The following is an 18090-nucleotide window of genomic DNA, read 5'->3' as shown; positions in this document are numbered from 1 at the left end:
GACTTCGGGTGGGGCTTTGACGTGAACGACTTTCTCTTTGCGGTGATCGGCTATCTCGCCGGAAGCATCCCTTTCGGCCTCCTGCTCACGCGGGCAGCGGGCATGGGCGATGTGCGCTCCATCGGTTCCGGCAACATCGGCGCAACCAACGTACTGCGGACGGGCAACAAGAAGATCGCCGCCCTCACCCTGATCTGTGACGGCTTGAAGGGTTATTTTCCCGTTCTCGCTGCAAGCCTGTGGGGTGGCGAGTTCGCGCCGCTTTTCGCAGGCTTCGGGGCACTTGCGGGGCACATCTTTCCGGTGTGGCTGAAATTCAAGGGCGGCAAGGGTGTCGCCACAGGCATTGGCGTGCTGTTCGGCTGGGCATGGATCCTGGGTCTCGTGTTCATCGTCGCCTGGATCGCCACGTTCTTCATCACGCGCATCTCGTCGGCCTCCGCGCTGACGGCGGCGCTTCTCGCCGTGCCCGCTTCCTTCGTGCTGGCCAAGACCATGGGAGGCAACACTCTGATGGCCGTTTGGCCGGTGGCGCTTCTCGCCCTCATCGTGTGGTTGACGCATCACGCCAACATCCGGCGGCTGCTCAAGGGCGAGGAACCAAAATCCTCGTTCAAGAAAGCCTGACGGCGTGCCATGGGGGCGGCGCGCCAACTGACCGACGAGGAACGGATTGCCTGGGTGCGGCTGGCCCGCACCGACAGCATCGGCGCAATCACCTTCCATGATCTTCTCTCGCGCTTCGGCACAGCCTCGGCGGCCATTGATGCCCTGCCCGATCTTGCGCGCCGTGGTGGCCGCGCGCGTGCTCTCTCGGTCTATCCGCGCGCCAAGGCGGAAGATGAGCTCTCGGCAGCACTCCGCCTGAAGGCGCATTTGGTGGCGGCAGGAGAACGGGGCTATCCGCCGTTCCTGCGCCATGTCCACGGCGCGCCGCCGCTTCTGTGCGTGGCGGGCAATCTCGACCTTGCGGACATGGATGCGATCGGCGTGGTGGGCGCACGCAACGCCTCGGCGCTGGGGCTCAAGTTCACCCGCATGATCGCGCGGGCATTGGCGGACAATCACATCCTCGTCGCCTCCGGGCTGGCACGCGGCATTGATACGGCGGCGCATGAAGCCTCGGTTCAACATGCGACTGCGGCCGTGCTCGCGGGCGGGATCGACCACATCTATCCGCCGGAAAATGAGCGCCTGCACCGGGAGATCGGTGAACGCGGATTGCTGATCACGGAAATGCCGCCGGGCACCGCGCCCAAGGCCGAACATTTTCCGCGCCGCAACCGCATCATTTCCGGCATGTCGCGGGCCGTGATCGTGGTGGAGGCGGCGTTGCGCTCGGGCTCGCTCATCACCGCGCGCTTCGCTGCCGAACAGGGCCGCGATGTCTTTGCGGTTCCAGGCTCACCGCTCGATCCGCGCGCCGAAGGCTGCAACCGGCTGATCCGCGACGGAGCGCAAATCCTCACGTCTGTCGACGATGTGCTGGAGGTACTGCGCATGGTTCCACGGCCGCAGGCGGACCTGTTCCTCGAACCGCCCGCCCCGGAACCTCACCCCGACACCAGCGCGAGCGACCGGGAACACCTGTTTTCATTTCTCTCCCCCAGCGAGACGCACGTGGATGATCTCATCCGCGAGAGCAGGCTCTCTGCCGACATCGTGACCGCCCTGCTCCTGGAACTTGAACTGGCAGGCCGGGTGGTGCGCAGCAAGGGCGGGCGCGTGGCTCTGGCCTGATTACTCCGCCTCGTCCACGGGAACGACCCACGGCTCCTGGAGGGCCGCGGCGAGCCATGCCTTGAAGCCGGACGTATTCATCACCGCATCCATATAGGCGCGCGTCTCCTTCTTCACGGGAATGGCATAGCTGTCGAGACGGGTGACGACAGGCGCGTACATGGCATCTGCCGCGGAGAACTTGCCGAACAGGAAAGGCCCGCCCTTGCCATGGGCCTTGCGGCATTGCGACCACAGCAACTCGAGCCGCTTTACATCGGCCAGGACTGCGTTGCTGAAGCCGGCCTTCAGCGCCACCTTGGGGCGGCGCAGGTTCATCGGGCAGTCGTTGCGCAGTCCGCCAAAGCCGGAATGGATTTCCGCTGATGCCGACCTTGCAATGGCACGGGCCGCGGCTGTCTTTGGCCAAACCGGGGCCTTGGGCCATGTCTCGGCGGCGTATTCGATGATGGCGAGCGAGTCCCAGATGGTCTGGCCCTTGTGCACCAGCACGGGGACCAATCCCGCACCGGAAATCTTGCGCACTTCCCTGCTGAAGCGGGGCTCACCGAAGCGGACGAGTCTTTCCTCGAACGGAATGCCTGCCATGGTCAGTGCCATCCATGGCCGCAGCGACCATGAGGAATAGTTCTTGTTGCCGATCACGAGGATGGGTTTGCTCGCTGCTGCCGCCATGTTTCACTCCCTGAATCAGAGCGATTTTGGCAGATGCCTCCAGGTGATGAAAGACATGAGTGCCGCGAGAAGGCCGACGAGGACGTAGACAGCCTGCGTCGGCAGGATGCTCAGCACCAGCGCGAAGATGATTCCCGGCACGATGTCGCTGATTTCGATGAAGGTGCGGTAGACGCTTGTCATCTCCCTTCGTTCGCGGGGTTTGACGGCGCGCATGTAGGGAATGGCGCCGACGCCATCCAGCGCAGTGGCGCCGAGAGAGCCGATGAGCAGGAATACAATGGTGACAATCGGGAAATGCGAGCCACTGAGCCCGGCGGCGATGCTGGCGAGGCAGATGATGCCGAAGGCGCTTGTGATGACCATGCGCACGCTGGTGCGGCGCGCCACATAACCGGAGAGCAGCGCCAGTGGCAGCAGCAACTGGCTCACGGAGATCACATAACCGCCCTGGGTCTTGCTCAGTCCGGCTTCGATGAGAAGGATGGGCCCGTAGATGAACAGCGACGACCAGAACACGGAGCGCGCAAAAGCAATCGCCCAGGCAAGGCGCAGGCGCGGCTGTTCGATGAAGCGGCCCACATTCTTGAGGGGGTTGAAGGGCTGCAGTGTACCCGACGGCAATGTCGCGGGGTCGCCTAACCGGATGATCCAGAAGAAGGTGAGGAGCGACAATCCCGCCACCAGCACCGCTGCCTGCGCCGCCATCGGACCATAATGCGTGTAGAGCCAGAGGCCGACTGTCGGACCGATGGTCCAGGACAGCGTGGAGAACGACAGCCGCATGGGTTCCACGCGGGCATAATCCGACTTGTGGATATGATCGAGGATATAGAGCGCCAGCGTCACGTTCATCATCGAGGCGCCAGCGTTGCGCAAGTAGGTGCCTGCCGCCTGCCCCGGAACGGTGTGGCTGGCGAGGAACAGTGCTGCGGCCATGGAGAAGGCAATGCCCAGCGTGTAGGCCCAGCGGCGCTTTGCCCGGCGCAACAGGAACGGCAGCATGAGCGTTGTCACAAGGACGCCGAACGATGCCATGGTCATGAGAATGGAGACGTTGCGGCTGGAGCCGAGCAGTTCGTAGGCCTGCACCGACAGCACGCCCGCGTTCAGCGAGCGCACGAGACTCTCCATGGTGAAGAGCATGGAGAACGTCAGGGCCCCGGCCTTCCGGCCGGAATAGGGCATTGCGGCGCTGGTATCTGAGGGCATGGAGTGGCGAATCCGGGTCCCTGTGGATAGCGGTTTTGGGCGGCGAAAAGCAGGCTCCAAAAGCTCACCCTCAGGCCTGCCAAGGGCGCATGGCTTGTTTTTCCGGGGGAGTACCTATATGAGCGCGGCCCATTTGCGGTGCACAATCGCCCCGCAGGGATCAGTGTCAGGACACCCTTGAATGACCGTTGTCGTCGTTGAATCACCCGGCAAGGCAAAGACCATAAACAAGTATTTGGGCAAAGATTACAAGGTCTTGGCCTCGTATGGTCATATCCGGGATTTGCCGCCGAAGGATGGCTCGGTGCGTCCTGACGAGGATTTCGCCATGTCGTGGGAAGTGGACGGCAAGGCCGCCAAGCGGGTGTCGGACATCGTCGTCGCGCTCAAGGACCATGACCGCCTCGTCCTCGCAACCGACCCTGATCGCGAGGGCGAAGCCATCTCCTGGCACCTTCTGGAGGTACTGAACAAGAAGGGCGCGCTCAAGGGCAAGCAGGTGCAGCGCGTGGCCTTCAACGCCATCACCAAGTCTGCGGTGCAGGATGCCATTGCCAATCCGCGCGATGTCGACATGGCGCTGGTCGACGCCTATCTCGCGCGCCGCGCACTGGATTATCTCGTGGGCTTCACGCTCTCGCCGGTGCTGTGGCGCAAACTGCCGGGGGCACGTTCGGCGGGACGTGTGCAGTCGGTGGCGCTGCGCCTCGTCTGTGACCGCGAATTGGAAATCGAGGCCTTCCGCGCCCAGGAATACTGGTCGATCGACGGCACCTTCGTCACGCCGCAGGGCGCAACGTTCGAGGCCGCGCTGTCCGCGATTGACGGCAAGCGGTTGGAGAAGTTGTCGCTCGGCACGGGAGATACCGCCAATGAGATTCTGGCGGCCGTGAAGGGCCAGCCGTTTGCTGTTGACCTTGTCGAGAGCAAGCCGGCAAAGCGCCACCCCTTCCCGCCGTTCCGCACTTCGACGCTGCAACAGGAAGCCTCGCGCAAGCTCGGTTTCTCGGCATCTCGTACCATGCAGATCGCCCAGCGCCTGTATGAAGGCGTTGATCTCAAAGGCGAGACGGTGGGTCTTATCACCTACATGCGTACCGATGGTGCCGACATGGCGCCTGAAGCGATTGCGGCGGCGCGCAATGCCATCCTGAAACAATTCGGCGAGCCTTACCTTCCCTCGGTTCCGCGCAAGTACACCACCAAGGCGAAGAACGCGCAGGAAGCGCACGAAGCCATTCGCCCGACCGACCCGACGCGCACGCCCGACATGGTCCGCAAGGTGCTGGAGCCAGAACAGTTCGCGCTCTACGACCTGATCTGGAAGCGCACGATTGCCAGCCAGATGGAGAGCGCTGAACTGGAGCGCACCACTGCCGACATCGGCACGCAGGGCACTGACGGCAAGCACTACAATTTCCGCGCCACGGGCTCGGTCGTGAAGTTCGACGGCTTCCTGCGCATCTACAATGAAGACCTCGATGACGGTGAGGACGAAGACTCGCGCCGCCTGCCGGCCATGGCCAAGGGCGACCGCATCGGCGTCAAGGACATCGCCGCCAACCAGCACTTCACTGAACCGCCGCCGCGCTATTCGGAAGCATCGCTGACGAAGAAGCTCGAAGAGCTGGGTATTGGCCGTCCCTCGACCTACGTCAGCATCATGTCGACGCTGCGCGACCGTGGTTATGTTCGCCTCGACAAGAAGCGCCTCATCCCAGAAGACAAGGGCCGCATCGTCACGGCGTTCCTCGAGTCCTTCTTCATGCGTTACGTGGAGTATGACTTCACGGCCGATCTCGAAGAGCAGCTCGACCAGGTGTCGGCCGGCGACCGCCAGTACAAGGACGTGCTGCGCGATTTCTGGACGAAGTTCATGGCTTCCATCGGAGACGTGAAAGACTTGCGCGTCTCGGAAGTCATCGATGCACTGAATGATCTGCTTGCGCCGCACATCTTCCCCGAGAAGGCGGAAGGCGGGGATGCGCGCGCCTGTCCGGTGTGTGGCACGGGGCAATTGTCTCTGAAGCTGTCAAAATATGGCACCTTCGTCGGCTGCACGAATTATCCCGAGTGCAAGTATACGCGTCAGATGTCGGTGCCGGTTGATGGCGTCACCGATTTTGTTCCGGCGGAAGGCATCCCGCTCGGCACCGATCCCGAAACGGGCGCTGCAGTGACGCGGCGCATCGGGCGCTTCGGCCCTTATATCCAGCTTGGTGAAGCGGTCGAGGACGGCGAAAAGCCCCGGCGCGCCTCCATCCCCAAGGGCAAGGACCCCGCCTCGGTGACGTTTGAAGAAGCGATGCGCTATCTCTCGCTGCCGCGCGAGGTGGGCCTGCATCCCGAGACCAAGACGCCCATCGTCGCCAATGTCGGCCGCTTTGGCCCCTACCTCCTGCATGACGGAGTGTACGCCAACCTGAAGGATGATGACGTCTACACGATCGGTCTCAACCGTGCGGTGGACCTGCTGCACGAGAAGCGGTCGCGCGGGCCATCGAACCGGGCGCGGCCCGGCGCCATCAAGAATCTTGGTGCCCATCCGGCGGGCGGCGGCAACGTGGAAATCATGGGCGGTCGCTATGGTGCTTACGTCAAATACGGCAAGCTCAACGCCACGCTGCCGAAGGACAAGGCCCCGGAAGAGTTGACCATGGACGAGGCTGTTGCCCTGCTCGCGGCGCGTGCCGAACAGACCGGCGTCAAGCCTCCGGCGAAAAAGGCGGCCAAGAAGGCTGCCAAGAAACCATCAAAGCCTGCGGCCACCAAGGCAGCGGCGAAGAAGCCAGCCGCACGGAAGGTTCCGGCCAAGAAGGTTGCACCCGCGGCGTGACGAGCAAGCGCCCCAGCCCGCAAAAGACGCGCAAGCTCGCCGCGCACCAGGGCTTGCCTTCCGAGGCGGACCTGCTCGAATTCATCGCCACGTCGCCCGGCGTTGTCGGCAAGCGTGACATTGCCCGGGCCTTCGGGCTTTCGGGCACCGCCAAGATCGGCCTCAAGGCGCTGCTCAAGGACCTGGAGCAGAAGGGCAAGCTCGACAAGCGGGGCAAGCGTATCTCCGGCACGGGCAGCCTGCCGCCCGTCACCGTGATCGAGATCACAGCCGTCGATGATGAAGGCCACGCCTATGCGACACCAGTGGAATGGAACGCCGCGAATGGCGATCCGCCGACCATTCTCGTGGGCGAAAACCGGCGCGCCGGACAGCCGGCGCCCGGTGTAGGCGACCGTGTGCTGGCCCGCATCGAGGCCCTGCCCGCCGGCAAGAAATCCATTCTCGGCCATGCCTATCAGGCGGAGGTCATGCGGCCCCTGTCACGCGAAGCGCTGCGTGTTGTCGGCATCTACCGCGCCGGACCGGGTGCGCACGGGCGCATCATTCCGTCAGGCAAGAAGGATCGCTACGATTATCACGTGCCGCACGGCGAAGATGGCGGGGCGGAGGATGGCGAGCTTGTGTCTGCCGAGGTGACGAAGCCTGCTGCCCGGGGCCTTCCGCAGGCTCGGGTGCGGGCGCGGCTCGGCAATGCGCTTGACCCGCGCAACACCTCTCTCATCGCCATTCACGGCCACGGCATTCCGGACCAGTTCCCGCAAGCGGTGCTGGACGAGGTGACGCAACTTCGTCCCTTCAGCATCGAGGGACGGGAGGACCTGCGGGCGATCCCGCTGCTCACCATCGATCCCGTTGACGCCCGCGACCACGACGATGCGGTGTGGGCTGCTCCAGATGACGCTGCGGACAATCCGGGCGGCTACAGGGTGATCGTCGCCATTGCCGATGTCTCGGCCTATGTGCGGCCGCAGACAGCGCTGGACCGCGAGGCACGGCGGCGCGGCAACTCCACCTATTTCCCCGACCGCGTGGTGCCCATGCTGCCGGAGAGGATTTCCAACGACCTCTGTTCATTGCGCGAGGGCGAAGACCGCCCGGCGCTTGCCTGCCACATGGTTTTCGATGCCAAGGGCAAGAAGCGCTCGCACCGCTTCACCCGCGCCATCATGCGCTCTGCGGCCAAGCTCGCATATGAAGATGCACAGGCCGCGATTGACGGGCGCGGCAATGCCAAGGCCAATGCAATGCTGGAGGGCGCGTTGCGTCCGTTGTGGGCGGCCTATGCCGTGCTCTCCGCCGCGCGTGACCAGCGGGGCCCGCTGGAACTCGACCTGCCGGAACGCAAGATCATTCTGGACAAGGCGGGCAACATCGACCGGATCGTGGTGCCGGAGCGGCTGGATGCGCACCGGCTGATCGAGGAATTCATGATCCAGGCCAATGTGGCCGCCGCCGAGGAACTGAAGAAGCGGCGCACGCCGCTCCTGTTCCGCGTGCACGAGGAACCGTCGCAGGATAAACTGCGGACACTGACGGACTTCCTGAAGACGGTGAACATTCCCTTCGCCCTTGGGCAGGTGGTGCGCTCCAAGCATTTCAACCGCATCCTGCAGCAGGCGAAGGACACGCCGCATGAACGGCTGGTGCATGAGGTCGTCTTGCGGTCGCAGTCGCAGGCGCAGTACCGGCACGAGAATGCAGGGCACTTCGGCCTGTCACTGGCGGACTATGCCCATTTCACCTCTCCCATCCGGCGCTATGCCGACCTGATCGTGCACCGCGCCCTCATCACCGCCTGCAAGCTCGGGCCGGATGGACTTTCGGGGCAGGACATTGCCAGCCTCGCCGAAACGGCCGACCTCATTTCCGCCGCCGAACGCCGCTCCATGATGGCCGAGCGCGAGACGGTGGACCGCATGGTGGCTGGACATCTCGCGGGCAAGCTGGGGGCGCAGTTCAAGGCGCGGATCAGCGGCGTGGTCGGTGCGGGACTGTTCGTGACGCTGGCCGACACCGGCGCGGACGGCTTTGTGCCTGTCTCTACGCTCGGACGTGGATACTTCGTGCTGGACGATGTGCGCCACGCGCTCGTTTCCAGTGATACGGGCGAGACCTTCCAGCTGGGCGATGTGGTGGAGGTGAAACTGACGGAGGTTGCCCCCGTCAAGGGTGGCCTCAAGTTCGACATGGCTTCGGACGGGAAGCGCGGCGCAAAGCCGGCGCGGGTCGGGGGGCATCGGGTGCGGCGGCCAGATCGTCCGCGCCGCAGGTAAGGTGATCAAACCTGACATTGTGTCAGATTGCCGCTGCGGCCCATCGCGTGTTTGCGGATCAATGCAGGACACGCCATTTTTCCGTACCATGGATACGCCTGCTTTCCCCACACCCCGACCCTGGAAGACTGCTGTGCTACGCGGTTTCCGCCGCTGCTGCCCGGCTTGCGGACAGGGCAAGCTGTTTTCCGGCTATCTCTCCGTTGCGCCCGCCTGCAGCGTGTGCGGACTGGAATTGCACCACCAGCGCGCCGACGATGCTCCGCCCTACCTCACGATCTTCGTGGTCGGGCACATCATCATTCCGCTGATGCTGTTCGTGGAGAAGATGTGGCATCCGGATTTGTGGATTCATTTCATCCTGTGGCTGCCACTGACCACTTTCCTCTCGCTGTGGCTGCTGCCCCGCATCAAGGGCGTGGTGATCGGTCTGCAATGGGCCTTCCGGATGCACGGCTTCGCGGACGATACAAGTGCCGCGGAAGACGGCCTTTCGCCCGCACCTTGACTTCCCCGGGCAATTGAGGTCTATGCGGCCCAAATCCCGCTTTCGGAGAGAATTATGGCCAAGGGCACCGTTATCAAGATCAAGTTGGCTTCCACGGCCGACACCGGTTACTTCTACGTGACCAAGAAGAATTCCCGTACCAAGACCGACAAGATGTCGATGAAGAAGTACGATCCCGTTGCCCGCAAGCACGTGGAATTCAAGGAAACCAAGATCAAGTAATTTCCGTTCCTGAAAGAACGCGAAACGCCGCCAAGCCTTGCTTGACGGCGTTTTTCCATTTGGGGAAAAGGTGCCGGTCCGGACTCATTTGGAATCGAGGAGGCCACTCAATTCGGGGCCCGGACCGGCGGACCCATGGAATCAGGAGATGCGGCGGGCCTGATTCCGGGGTCATTGCGTGCAGCAAAGCTGCCGGATGGTGCATGAGGAGCATTGGGGCGGGTGCAGCCGCGCCCTGCTCCTCTTGCGCGAATTCCCGGCGGGTTGGAGAGCGCCGGAGATCCAAAAGCATTGAATAAAACTGTATGGAGTTGGCGCGCGCAAATCCAGCTTAACCGTGACCTATGCTCAACGGTTAAGCTGAATCGACAAGGTGAATCGCTGGCGCGATAACAGCGTTAAAGGATGAACTTCGAGAGGTCGGCGTTCCGGGCCAGGTTGCCGAGGTTCTTTTCCACGAAGCCTGCATCAATCACGATGGTCTGGCCGGAGCGGTCCGGCGCCGTGAAGCTGATGTCATCGAGCACGCGTTCCATCACGGTCTGCAGGCGCCGGGCGCCGATATTTTCCACCGATGCGTTGATGTCGGCTGCGATGCTGGCGAGTGCAGCCACGCCGTCTTCGGTCACGTCGAGCGTCACGCCTTCGGTGAGGAGAAGTGCCGTGTACTGCTTGATGAGCGAGGCCTCCGGTTCGGTGAGGATGCGGCGAAAATCGTCCTGCGTGAGGGCCTTCAACTCCACCCGGATGGGAAGCCGGCCCTGCAGCTCGGGAAGGAGGTCGGAGGGCTTGGCGATGTGGAAGGCACCCGAGGCGATGAAGAGGATGTGATCCGTCTTCACCGGGCCATGCTTGGTGGAGACCGTGGTGCCCTCGATGAGCGGCAGCAGGTCGCGCTGCACGCCCTCGCGGGAGACGTCGGCCCCTCCCCGTTCGCTGCGGGCGCAGATCTTGTCCACCTCATCGAGAAACACGATGCCGTTGTTCTCCACCACATCGATCGCCTCGGCGATGATCTTTTCCTGGTCCAGCAGCTTGTCGCTTTCCTCGGCAAGAAGCACGTCGTGGGCATCCGACACGCTCATGCGCCGCGTCCTCGTCCGCTGGCCAAAGGCCTTGCCCATGATGTCGCCCAGGTTGATGACTGAAGCGGAGCCACCGGGCATGCCGGGAATATCGAAGCTCGGGACGCCACCCGTATCCGCCACCTGGATGTCGATCTCCTTGTCGTTCAACTGGTCGGCACGGAGTTTCTTGCGGAAAGACTCGCGGGTGGACTCGCTGGCATTGACGCCGACCAACGCATCAAGCACGCGCGTTTCTGCATTGATGTGGGCCTGGGCCTCCACGTCCTTGCGGCGGGCAGCCTTGACCATGCCGATGCCGGCTTCGAGGAGATCGCGGATCATCTGGTCCACGTCACGGCCCACGTAACCCACCTCGGTGAATTTCGTCGCTTCGACCTTGATGAAGGGCGCATTGGCAAGGCGCGCAAGGCGGCGGGCGATCTCGGTCTTGCCCACGCCCGTGGGGCCGATCATCAGGATGTTCTTGGGGCTCACCTCCTCGCGCATCTGCCCGGAGAGTTGCTGCCGGCGCCAGCGGTTGCGGAGAGCAATGGCAACAGCGCGCTTCGCCTCGTGCTGGCCGATGATGTAGCGGTCGAGTTCAGAAACGATTTCGCGGGGTGAGAAATTGGTCATGTGAGGACTTCGGTTCAGCCGGATTTGGCATTGGAGAGATGGGGTGGAGGCACGCGCGCTGCAATCCCGGCGGGGAGCGCCTTGAGCAGCGCCGCCCGCAGCGGCCTCCAGGCGAGCGACAGGCCAAGGACCACGGCACCGACCAGCAGCACGACGACCGATGTCGAGGGCACGGCATCGCCGGAGCGCAGCATGGAGTAGATGGCGTAGCCCAGGTAGATGAGCGAGGACACCAGCAGGGCGCGGCGGTCCACGGTGAGGGCAACGAGACTGAGAAGCGCGAAGACCGCAAACGTCAACACGGCCGCCACGGGACCCGCCGTATCGCCTTGCATGATGTTCTGCATCACGGGATGAACGATCATGGGCGCCGCAAGCGCATGGAGCCAGAAGGCGATGTCGGTGTTGCGGCTGCGGCGGTAGCGGTCGGAGGTATCGAAGTGCATGGCGAGGGCGAAGACCACGAGGCCGATGGGGAGGAAGATCAACCCGGCAAGGCCTGTGACGATGTCGGGAAAGATGCTCGAAACGAGGCCGACCACAAGTGCGGTCGCGGCAGCACAGCCAGCGGCGACTGTCACCGGCACCCGGAAACGCCACCAGTGGAGCGCAACGGCAAGGGAGGTGACAAGCCCTCCGCCTGCCATGGTCATGGCATCGCCGAAGCCACTGGAGACGGCGACGGAACCGGTCCCATCCAGCAGCTTCACCGTGCCGACGAAAACGGCACCAGCGAAGGCAATCAGCAGCAGGATGCTGGGTAGCGCCTGACGGCGCATGCGGGTGAAGAGTTCGGCAAGACCCCAGGCCGCAACGGCAACGGCCAGTGACGGCAAAAGCAGCGTGTCGCTCAGGGTGAGGAAAGCCAAGGCGCCGAGGAACAGCACAAGTCCGATGGCGACGAAGATGTCGCCGAAGCCTGAGACCAGGCGGAGGTGTTCATCTTCGCTGTCGCCCGCCTCCGGTGCTCCAGCGGCGAGAAAGTCTTGCAGGCGGTCGGCGGCTGCCTGATCAATGACGCCCGCCGCAACGGCGCGGGCGAGATCGTCTCCGGACATCTTTGGGGCTATCATTTGGTGGCTTCGAGCTTTTCAACGGTCAGGTTGCTGTTGGTGTAAACGCAAATCTCGGCCGCGATCTTCATGGCCTTGCGGGCAATGGCTTCGGCGTCCATGTCGGTGTCCATGAGGGCGCGGGCGGCGGCCAGCGCATAGTTGCCCCCCGAACCGATGGCAGTCACGCCGTTCTCCGGTTCCAGCACATCGCCAGTGCCGGTGAGCACCAGGGAGACCTTGGAGTCGGCGACGATCATCATGGCTTCGAGACGGCGGAGGTAGCGATCGGTGCGCCAGTCCTTGGCCATCTCCACGCAGGCGCGGGTCAGTTGGCTCGGAAACTGTTCCAGCTTGCCTTCGAGTCGTTCGAACAGCGTCATGGCATCAGCGGTGGCGCCCGCGAATCCGGCGATCACCTGCCCCGTTCCGAGGGGGCGCACTTTGCGGGCGTTGCCCTTGATGATGGTCTGTCCGAGACTCACCTGCCCGTCGCCCGCAATCACGACGTGCCCACCCTTCCGCACCGTGAGGATGGTGGTGCCGTGCCAAACCGGAATCTCTGCCATTTCAAACGTCCTTTTGCGCAGATCATGTAGGAGCGGGCCGGAAAAATAGCAAACCGGGGCACCGGTGCCGGCTTCGCTTCGCTGACAGATCGCTGACGCCATCTGCCAGTCCTGCGTCAGGCTGTCTCAGGCACATGTTGGTTCGACGGCACGGAAAACTGGAACCAACCGGAGACACACCATGAAAAAGATCCTTCTCGCCTCTGCCGCCCTCTTCGCCCTGTGGAGCGGCGTTGCCGCTGCATCTGCACTGATCGATCCCCACCCCGCTGCCTTCACCGCGGGACCGGCCCACGACGTGCAGCTTGCCCGCAACGGCTCCGACGATGGCGCGGGTCATGATGCGAACGATGATCATGGCGGTGCCTCGGGCAGCGATGATGACAGCGACGACGATTCGGGTTCCTCGACGAATTCGGGATGCGACAGCGCCCACGACACAGCCGAGCACGCGGAGTGCAACGGCTAACGTTCCGACAGAACTGGGGGTATGGCGGGACCGGAAACGGTTCCGCCATTTCTTTTTGGGCTAACGCTGACTGGTCTGCCAGCGCGGATTGATCCAGGGCTCGAGGTTGGATGGCGGCAGAGGCTCGCGGCCAAGGATGTGATCGGAGGCCTTCTCCCCGATCATCAGTGTCGGGCCATTCAGGTTTCCGTTGGTCACTTGCGGCATGATGGAGGAATCCGCCACACGCAAGTTGTCGATGCCGATGACGCGGCAGGTTGGATCCACAACCGCCATCGGGTCGTCGGCGGAACCCATCTTGCAGGTGCCCGTGGGATGGTAGGCGCTCTCGCAGTGCTGGCGGATGAAGGCGTCGATCTCGTCGTCGGTCTCGACCTTCGGACCCGGCTGGATTTCCTCGGCGCGAAATGGCTCCAGGGCCTTCTGCTGCATGACCTCGCGGGTGAGGCGCACGCAGGCCCGGAATTCGGTCCAGTCATCCGGGTGGGACATGTAGTTGAAGAGGATGCGCGGGTTTTCGCGCGAGTCAGCGCTGCGCACGCGGATGAAGCCGCGGGACTTGGTGCGCATGGGGCCGACATGCACCTGGAAGCCGTGGCCCGAAAACGCGGCGCGGCCATCATAGCGCATGGCGGCAGGCAGGAAGTGGTACTGGATGTCGGGGTATTCGATACCGGCGCGTGAGCGGATGAAGCCGCAGGATTCGAAATGGTTGGTGGACCCGAGGCCCGATTGGAACATCAACCATTCCGCGCCAATCATGCCCTTCGACAAGACGTTGAGCTTGCCGTTGAGCGTGATGGGTTGCTTGCACTTCACCTGGAAATAGACTTCCAGATGATCGTGCAGGTTCTCGCCGACGCCAGGCAGATTGTGCACCACACGAATGCCGGCGTCCTTGAGCACCTGGGCGGGCCCGATGCCTGAGTGCTGCAGCAGCTTCGGGGAATTGATGCTGGAGGCCGCAATCACCACTTCGCGGTTGGCGCGGGCCTCATGCAAGGTTTCGCCCCGGCGGTAGGAAACTCCAACGGCCTTGCGGCCTTCGAGGATGATGCGTTCGGCATAGGCGTATGTGACGAGCTTGACGCGCTTGGTGGCGCGGGCGGGGCGCAGATAGGCATTTGCGGCGGACCAGCGGAAGCCGTTGTGCACGGTCATTTCCATGGGGCCGAAGCCTTCCTGCTGGTGGCCGTTGTAATCTTCGGTCACGGGATAACCTGCTTGCTTCCCGGCATCGATGAAGGCCTGGTAGAGCGGGTTGAGACGCGAGCCGCGCTTCATGTGCATGGGGCCGCTGGTGCCACGCCAGCCATCCTCGCCGCCGTGGGCGTTCTCCATGCGCTTGAAATAAGGCTGCACATTGCGGAAAGCCCAACCCTTGGCGCCCATCTCCTCCCAGGTATCGAAGTCCTTGGCGTGGCCGCGCACATAGACCATGCCGTTGATGGAAGATGAACCGCCTACCACCTTGCCGCGCGGCGTTGCGAGCTTGCGGTTGTCGAGGTGCGGCTCCGGTTCCGTCTCGAAGCCCCAGTTATAGCGTTTCATGTTCATGGGGATCGAGAGCGCCGATGGCATCTGGATCAACGGACCGCGGTCTGTGCCGCCGTACTCCAGCACAAGCACGCTGTGGCCGGCTTCCGACAGGCGATAGGCCATCACTGAGCCCGCCGAGCCCGATCCCACGATGATATAGTCAAACTGTTCAGCCATCAGCGTCCGCGCCGCCCGCCTTCAAAATACAAGTCGATCTCACGGATGCGCTCCCGCGTCGCTTTCCAGTTCTGGTTCACGACGGCGGCAACGATCGCCTCCGCCACGAACATGGTCACGACGTTTGAATCCCAACCGGACGGAACATCCATCCGGAGCGCCAGCGTTTGTGAGGCGAGGCGCGACACGGGGCTCATCCACTGGTCTGTAATGAGCACGATCCTGGCCCCGCGCTGTCTTGCGGAAGCGGCAAACTCCTGCACGCGCGCGTCATAACGGCGAACATCAAAGACCACGAGAACGTCTTCCTCGCCCATGTCGAGCAGGTGTTGGGGCCAGTGGCTGGCGGGACCGGGCACCAGGCGTACCCCTGCCCGCGCCATCTGCAGGTGGGTGTGGAGATATCCCGCCAGGTGGCCGGTGATGCGGCCACCAACAATGTGAACCGTGCGCTGGCGGTCGCTGATGAGGCGGCAGACGTCATCGAAAGTGTGGTGATCAATGTGGCGGAGGCTGTTGCCGAGGTTTTCCATGGCGGCACTGGCCAAGGTGTTCAGGATGTGGCCGCGCGGCGCTTTGGAAGACCACTGCTCCGGCTTCTCAATGGGGTTCTGCAACTGGGCCGAAACCTCGCCCCGCAGCGCTTGCTGAAAGGCGGGAAAGCCGGTGAAGCCAAGCTTCTTTGCAAACCGCAATACCGATGGCGTGCTCACCCCTGCCACGCGGGCGAAATCCGAAATGCTGGCAAGGCCCGCCACGGGGTAATCTGCCATCAGGGCCGAGGACAGCTTGCGGTCTGCGGCCGTGAGGCGAAGGCGGCCGCCGTTCAGCTGCTCTGCAATGGTTGATGATTTCGCCCGGGCCATGACGGAGTTTGTAACGAATTTGACAAGCCAAAGTCCATCTGAAATGATCGTTACAAAGCGGGAAGGTGAATGATCAGGATTATCCAGGACGGCGAACCGCATCCGGCGGAGGTCATCAATGCGGGCGGCAGCTCACCCTATGTGCTGGTCTGCGAACATGCCTCGAACCGCATGCCGCTTTCCCTGGGGACTCTTGGCCTGCCCGATGCCGACCTGCAACGTCACATCGCCTGGGACATCGGGGCGGAGGGGACAGCGCGTATCCTGTCGCGGCTCCTTGATGCGCCGCTGGTGCTGCAGCGCTATTCACGCCTTGTCTATGATTGCAACCGCCCGCCAGAGTCCGATGGTGCCTACCCGGATGTGAGCGAGGTTTTCGACATTCCCGGTAACCGCAACCTCACGCCTTCAGCCCGGCTGGCGCGCACGCGCGAGATTGCGCGGCCCTTCCACGCCACGCTCGAAGGCCTGCTCGACCAGCGCGCCGTGGAGCGCCGCCAGACGCTTGTGGTATCCCTCCATTCCTTCACGTCCGTCTACAAGGGCAAGACCCGCGACCTCGACGTGGGCTTCCTCTTTGACCGCGATGCGGCGCTGGCCAATTTCCTCATCAAGGTGTTTCCGCCCGACAAGGCGCGGCTCAACGAGCCCTATGGCCCCAAGGACGGCGTGCTGCATCTTCTCAACCTGCATGCGGCACCCCGCGGGCTTCATCACGTCATGATCGAAATCCGCAACGACCTCATCAGCGACCACGCCGGGCAGAACGCCTGGGCGAACTATCTTGTGGTGCCGCTGGCGCAGGCCGCCGTCAAACTCGCGCAACCGAAAGTCCGGAATTAAACAGGACAACATGGAGGAAACATCATGGCCAACGGAAAGCTGAGCTTCGAGCAGCTGAAAAAAGAGGTGAAGGCGGGCAATATCGACACCGTCATCGCCAGCTTCCCAGACATGCAGGGCCGCCTGATGGGCAAGCGTTTCGAGGCGAACTACTTCGTCGACGGCGCCTATGAGGAAACGCACGGCTGCAACTATCTCCTCGCCGTGGACGTGGATATGGAGCCGGTGCCCGGCTACAAATCGGCGTCGTGGGAAAAGGGTTACGGCGACTACGTGATCAAGCCGGACCTGGATACGATCCGCCTGTGTCCGTGGCTGCCGAAGACGGCGCTGTTGCTGTCGGACCTTCTCGATCATCACACGCATGAACTGGTGCCGTATGCGCCGCGCAGCATCCTGAAGAAGCAGATGGCGCGTCTCGCGGACATGAAGATGAAGGCGTATTTCGCGTCCGAACTGGAATTCTATGTTTTCGACCAGAGTTTCAAGGACGCCTACAACGGCGGTTACCGTACGCTGTCGACGCCGTCCCACCTCAACGAGGACTACAACCTCCTGCAGACCACCAAGGACGAGAACCTGATGCGGGCCATCCGCAACGGCCTCTATGGCGCGGGCGTGACGGTGGAGAACTCCAAGGGCGAGGCCTGGGCCGGACAGGAAGAGATCAACGTCAAGTATGATGCTGTCCTGCCCATGGCGGATACGCATGTGTTCCTGAAACATGCGTGCAAGGAAATCGCGCAGGTGATGGGCCAGTCGCTGACGTTCATGGCGAAACCGAACTACAGCTGGGCTGGCAGTTCTTCCCACGTCCATCAATCGCTGTGGACGGCCGATGGCAAGACACCGCTGTTTCATGACAAGGCGGGCAACCACGGCATGTCGGCGATGATGGAGCAGTATCTCGCAGGGCAACTCACCCATGCGGGCGAGATCACCTATTTCCTCGCGCCCTTCATCAACTCCTACAAGCGCTACATGGCGGGCACCTTCGCTCCCACACGCGCGGTGTGGAGTTTCGACAACCGCACGGCGGGCTATCGCATCTGCGGCGTCGACACAAAGGCAATCCGCGTAGAGTGCCGTGTGGGCGGTGCCGACCTCAACCCCTACCTCGCCTTCGCCGCACTGCTCGCGGCGGGTCTTGATGGCATCGAGAACAAGATGAAGCTGGAACCGGCCTTCGCTGGTGACGCCTACGACAAGTCCAAGAAGCTCCGTGAAATCCCCAAAACGTTGCGCGAGGCGACGGAGATGCTCGACGGCTCGAAGCTGTTGCGCAAGGCATTGGGCGATGACGTGGTGGACCATTACGTCCACACCGCCAAGTGGGAGCAGTTTGAATACGACCGGCGCGTGACCGACTGGGAAGTGCGCCGCGGCTTCGAGAACTACTGACC

General features: G+C 63.0%; 16 protein-coding genes. 9 read left to right on the top strand and 7 right to left on the bottom strand.

What is annotated here, in order from left to right:
- Window positions 1-21: 21 nt before the first annotated feature.
- Entirely contained in the window at window positions 22-627 is a 606-nt protein-coding gene (gene plsY, locus IPM06_14750; protein ID MBK8771681.1) for a glycerol-3-phosphate 1-O-acyltransferase PlsY, read from the top strand.
- A gap of 9 nt (window positions 628-636) precedes the next feature.
- On the top strand, window positions 637-1740 hold the full coding sequence (dprA, locus tag IPM06_14745; protein ID MBK8771680.1) for a DNA-protecting protein DprA: 1104 nt from the start codon (window positions 637-639) through the stop codon (window positions 1738-1740).
- Here dprA and IPM06_14740 read toward each other — a convergent pair whose 3' ends face one another.
- Both IPM06_14740 and IPM06_14735 read right to left on the bottom strand, forming a co-directional pair.
- Complete coding sequence (locus IPM06_14740; protein ID MBK8771679.1) at window positions 1741-2415, bottom strand: glutathione S-transferase family protein; 675 nt, start codon at window positions 2413-2415, stop codon at window positions 1741-1743. It abuts the gene before it with no gap.
- A 15-nt stretch (window positions 2416-2430) separates the two neighbouring features.
- Window positions 2431-3627 (bottom strand): MFS transporter, encoded by a 1197-nt coding sequence (locus IPM06_14735; GenBank protein MBK8771678.1) that lies wholly within the window; start codon window positions 3625-3627, stop codon window positions 2431-2433.
- Between the two features lie 181 nt (window positions 3628-3808).
- On the opposite strand from IPM06_14735, the gene topA reads away from it, so the two are divergent.
- The 4 genes from topA (at window position 3809) to rpmG (ending at window position 9469) form a co-directional block, all read left to right on the top strand.
- Window positions 3809-6463 carry a type I DNA topoisomerase gene (gene topA, locus IPM06_14730; GenBank protein MBK8771677.1) on the top strand — a complete coding sequence of 885 codons (2655 nt, stop codon included), beginning with the start codon at window positions 3809-3811 and terminating at the stop codon, window positions 6461-6463.
- Window positions 6460-8739, top strand: coding sequence for a ribonuclease R (rnr, locus tag IPM06_14725; GenBank protein MBK8771676.1), 2280 nt, complete (start codon window positions 6460-6462; stop codon window positions 8737-8739). The genes topA and rnr overlap by 4 nt, the downstream gene beginning before the upstream one ends.
- Before the next feature lie 61 nt (window positions 8740-8800).
- Window positions 8801-9247: a DUF983 domain-containing protein gene (locus IPM06_14720; GenBank protein MBK8771675.1), complete on the top strand. Its 447-nt coding sequence runs from the start codon at window positions 8801-8803 to the stop codon at window positions 9245-9247.
- Between the two features lie 54 nt (window positions 9248-9301).
- Entirely contained in the window at window positions 9302-9469 is a 168-nt protein-coding gene (gene rpmG / locus IPM06_14715) for a 50S ribosomal protein L33 (GenBank protein MBK8771674.1), read from the top strand.
- 398 nt (window positions 9470-9867) lie between these two features.
- Here rpmG and hslU read toward each other — a convergent pair whose 3' ends face one another.
- From hslU to hslV, 3 genes are read right to left on the bottom strand one after another with little or no spacing between them, the layout of a single operon-like run.
- Window positions 9868-11172 carry an ATP-dependent protease ATPase subunit HslU gene (hslU, locus tag IPM06_14710; GenBank protein ID MBK8771673.1) on the bottom strand — a complete coding sequence of 435 codons (1305 nt, stop codon included), beginning with the start codon at window positions 11170-11172 and terminating at the stop codon, window positions 9868-9870.
- Window positions 11173-11186: 14 nt separating this feature from the next.
- Entirely contained in the window at window positions 11187-12230 is a 1044-nt protein-coding gene (locus IPM06_14705) for a hypothetical protein (GenBank protein ID MBK8771672.1), read from the bottom strand.
- 11 nt (window positions 12231-12241) lie between these two features.
- Window positions 12242-12793, bottom strand: a complete 552-nt coding sequence (gene hslV, locus IPM06_14700; protein MBK8771671.1) for an ATP-dependent protease subunit HslV — start codon at window positions 12791-12793, stop codon at window positions 12242-12244.
- A gap of 181 nt (window positions 12794-12974) precedes the next feature.
- Here hslV and IPM06_14695 point away from each other — a divergent pair, with 181 nt between their 5' ends.
- On the top strand, window positions 12975-13262 hold the full coding sequence (locus IPM06_14695) for a hypothetical protein (GenBank protein ID MBK8771670.1): 288 nt from the start codon (window positions 12975-12977) through the stop codon (window positions 13260-13262).
- A gap of 60 nt (window positions 13263-13322) precedes the next feature.
- On the opposite strand, the gene betA is transcribed toward IPM06_14695, so the two are convergent.
- Window positions 13323-14978 carry a choline dehydrogenase gene (betA, locus tag IPM06_14690; GenBank protein MBK8771669.1) on the bottom strand — a complete coding sequence of 552 codons (1656 nt, stop codon included), beginning with the start codon at window positions 14976-14978 and terminating at the stop codon, window positions 13323-13325.
- Complete coding sequence (locus IPM06_14685) at window positions 14978-15844, bottom strand: MurR/RpiR family transcriptional regulator (GenBank protein ID MBK8771668.1); 867 nt, start codon at window positions 15842-15844, stop codon at window positions 14978-14980. Before IPM06_14685 ends, betA begins: the two co-directional genes overlap by 1 nt.
- Window positions 15845-15913: 69 nt before the next feature.
- On the opposite strand from IPM06_14685, the gene IPM06_14680 reads away from it, so the two are divergent.
- Complete coding sequence (locus IPM06_14680) at window positions 15914-16687, top strand: N-formylglutamate amidohydrolase (GenBank protein ID MBK8771667.1); 774 nt, start codon at window positions 15914-15916, stop codon at window positions 16685-16687.
- A gap of 24 nt (window positions 16688-16711) precedes the next feature.
- Window positions 16712-18088: a glutamine synthetase gene (locus tag IPM06_14675; GenBank protein MBK8771666.1), complete on the top strand. Its 1377-nt coding sequence runs from the start codon at window positions 16712-16714 to the stop codon at window positions 18086-18088.
- Window positions 18089-18090 lie beyond the last annotated feature (2 nt).

The organism is Hyphomicrobiales bacterium (genome assembly GCA_016710435.1).
Classification (GTDB): domain Bacteria; phylum Pseudomonadota; class Alphaproteobacteria; order Rhizobiales; family Aestuariivirgaceae; genus Aestuariivirga.
Note: the sequence above shows the minus strand (reverse complement) of the source record. Positions and strands in the feature narration are given on the sequence as shown.

Excerpts from the sequence above, each read along its gene's own strand:
- IPM06_14705 (MBK8771672.1), bottom strand. The coding sequence starts at position 12,230 with ATGTCCGGAGACGATCTCGCCCGCGCCGTTGCGGCGGGCGTCATTGAT.
- IPM06_14680 (MBK8771667.1), top strand. The coding sequence starts at position 15,914 with ATGATCAGGATTATCCAGGACGGCGAACCGCATCCGGCGGAGGTCATC.
- IPM06_14685 (MBK8771668.1), bottom strand. The coding sequence starts at position 15,844 with ATGGCCCGGGCGAAATCATCAACCATTGCAGAGCAGCTGAACGGCGGC.
- IPM06_14720 (MBK8771675.1), top strand. The coding sequence starts at position 8,801 with ATGCAGGACACGCCATTTTTCCGTACCATGGATACGCCTGCTTTCCCC.
- dprA (MBK8771680.1), top strand. The coding sequence starts at position 637 with ATGGGGGCGGCGCGCCAACTGACCGACGAGGAACGGATTGCCTGGGTG.
- IPM06_14695 (MBK8771670.1), top strand. The coding sequence starts at position 12,975 with ATGAAAAAGATCCTTCTCGCCTCTGCCGCCCTCTTCGCCCTGTGGAGC.
- IPM06_14735 (MBK8771678.1), bottom strand. The coding sequence starts at position 3,627 with ATGCCCTCAGATACCAGCGCCGCAATGCCCTATTCCGGCCGGAAGGCC.
- hslV (MBK8771671.1), bottom strand. The coding sequence starts at position 12,793 with ATGGCAGAGATTCCGGTTTGGCACGGCACCACCATCCTCACGGTGCGG.
- betA (MBK8771669.1), bottom strand. The coding sequence starts at position 14,978 with ATGGCTGAACAGTTTGACTATATCATCGTGGGATCGGGCTCGGCGGGC.
- IPM06_14675 (MBK8771666.1), top strand. The coding sequence starts at position 16,712 with ATGGCCAACGGAAAGCTGAGCTTCGAGCAGCTGAAAAAAGAGGTGAAG.
- hslU (MBK8771673.1), bottom strand. The coding sequence starts at position 11,172 with ATGACCAATTTCTCACCCCGCGAAATCGTTTCTGAACTCGACCGCTAC.
- rpmG (MBK8771674.1), top strand. The coding sequence starts at position 9,302 with ATGGCCAAGGGCACCGTTATCAAGATCAAGTTGGCTTCCACGGCCGAC.
- IPM06_14740 (MBK8771679.1), bottom strand. The coding sequence starts at position 2,415 with ATGGCGGCAGCAGCGAGCAAACCCATCCTCGTGATCGGCAACAAGAAC.
- topA (MBK8771677.1), top strand. The coding sequence starts at position 3,809 with ATGACCGTTGTCGTCGTTGAATCACCCGGCAAGGCAAAGACCATAAAC.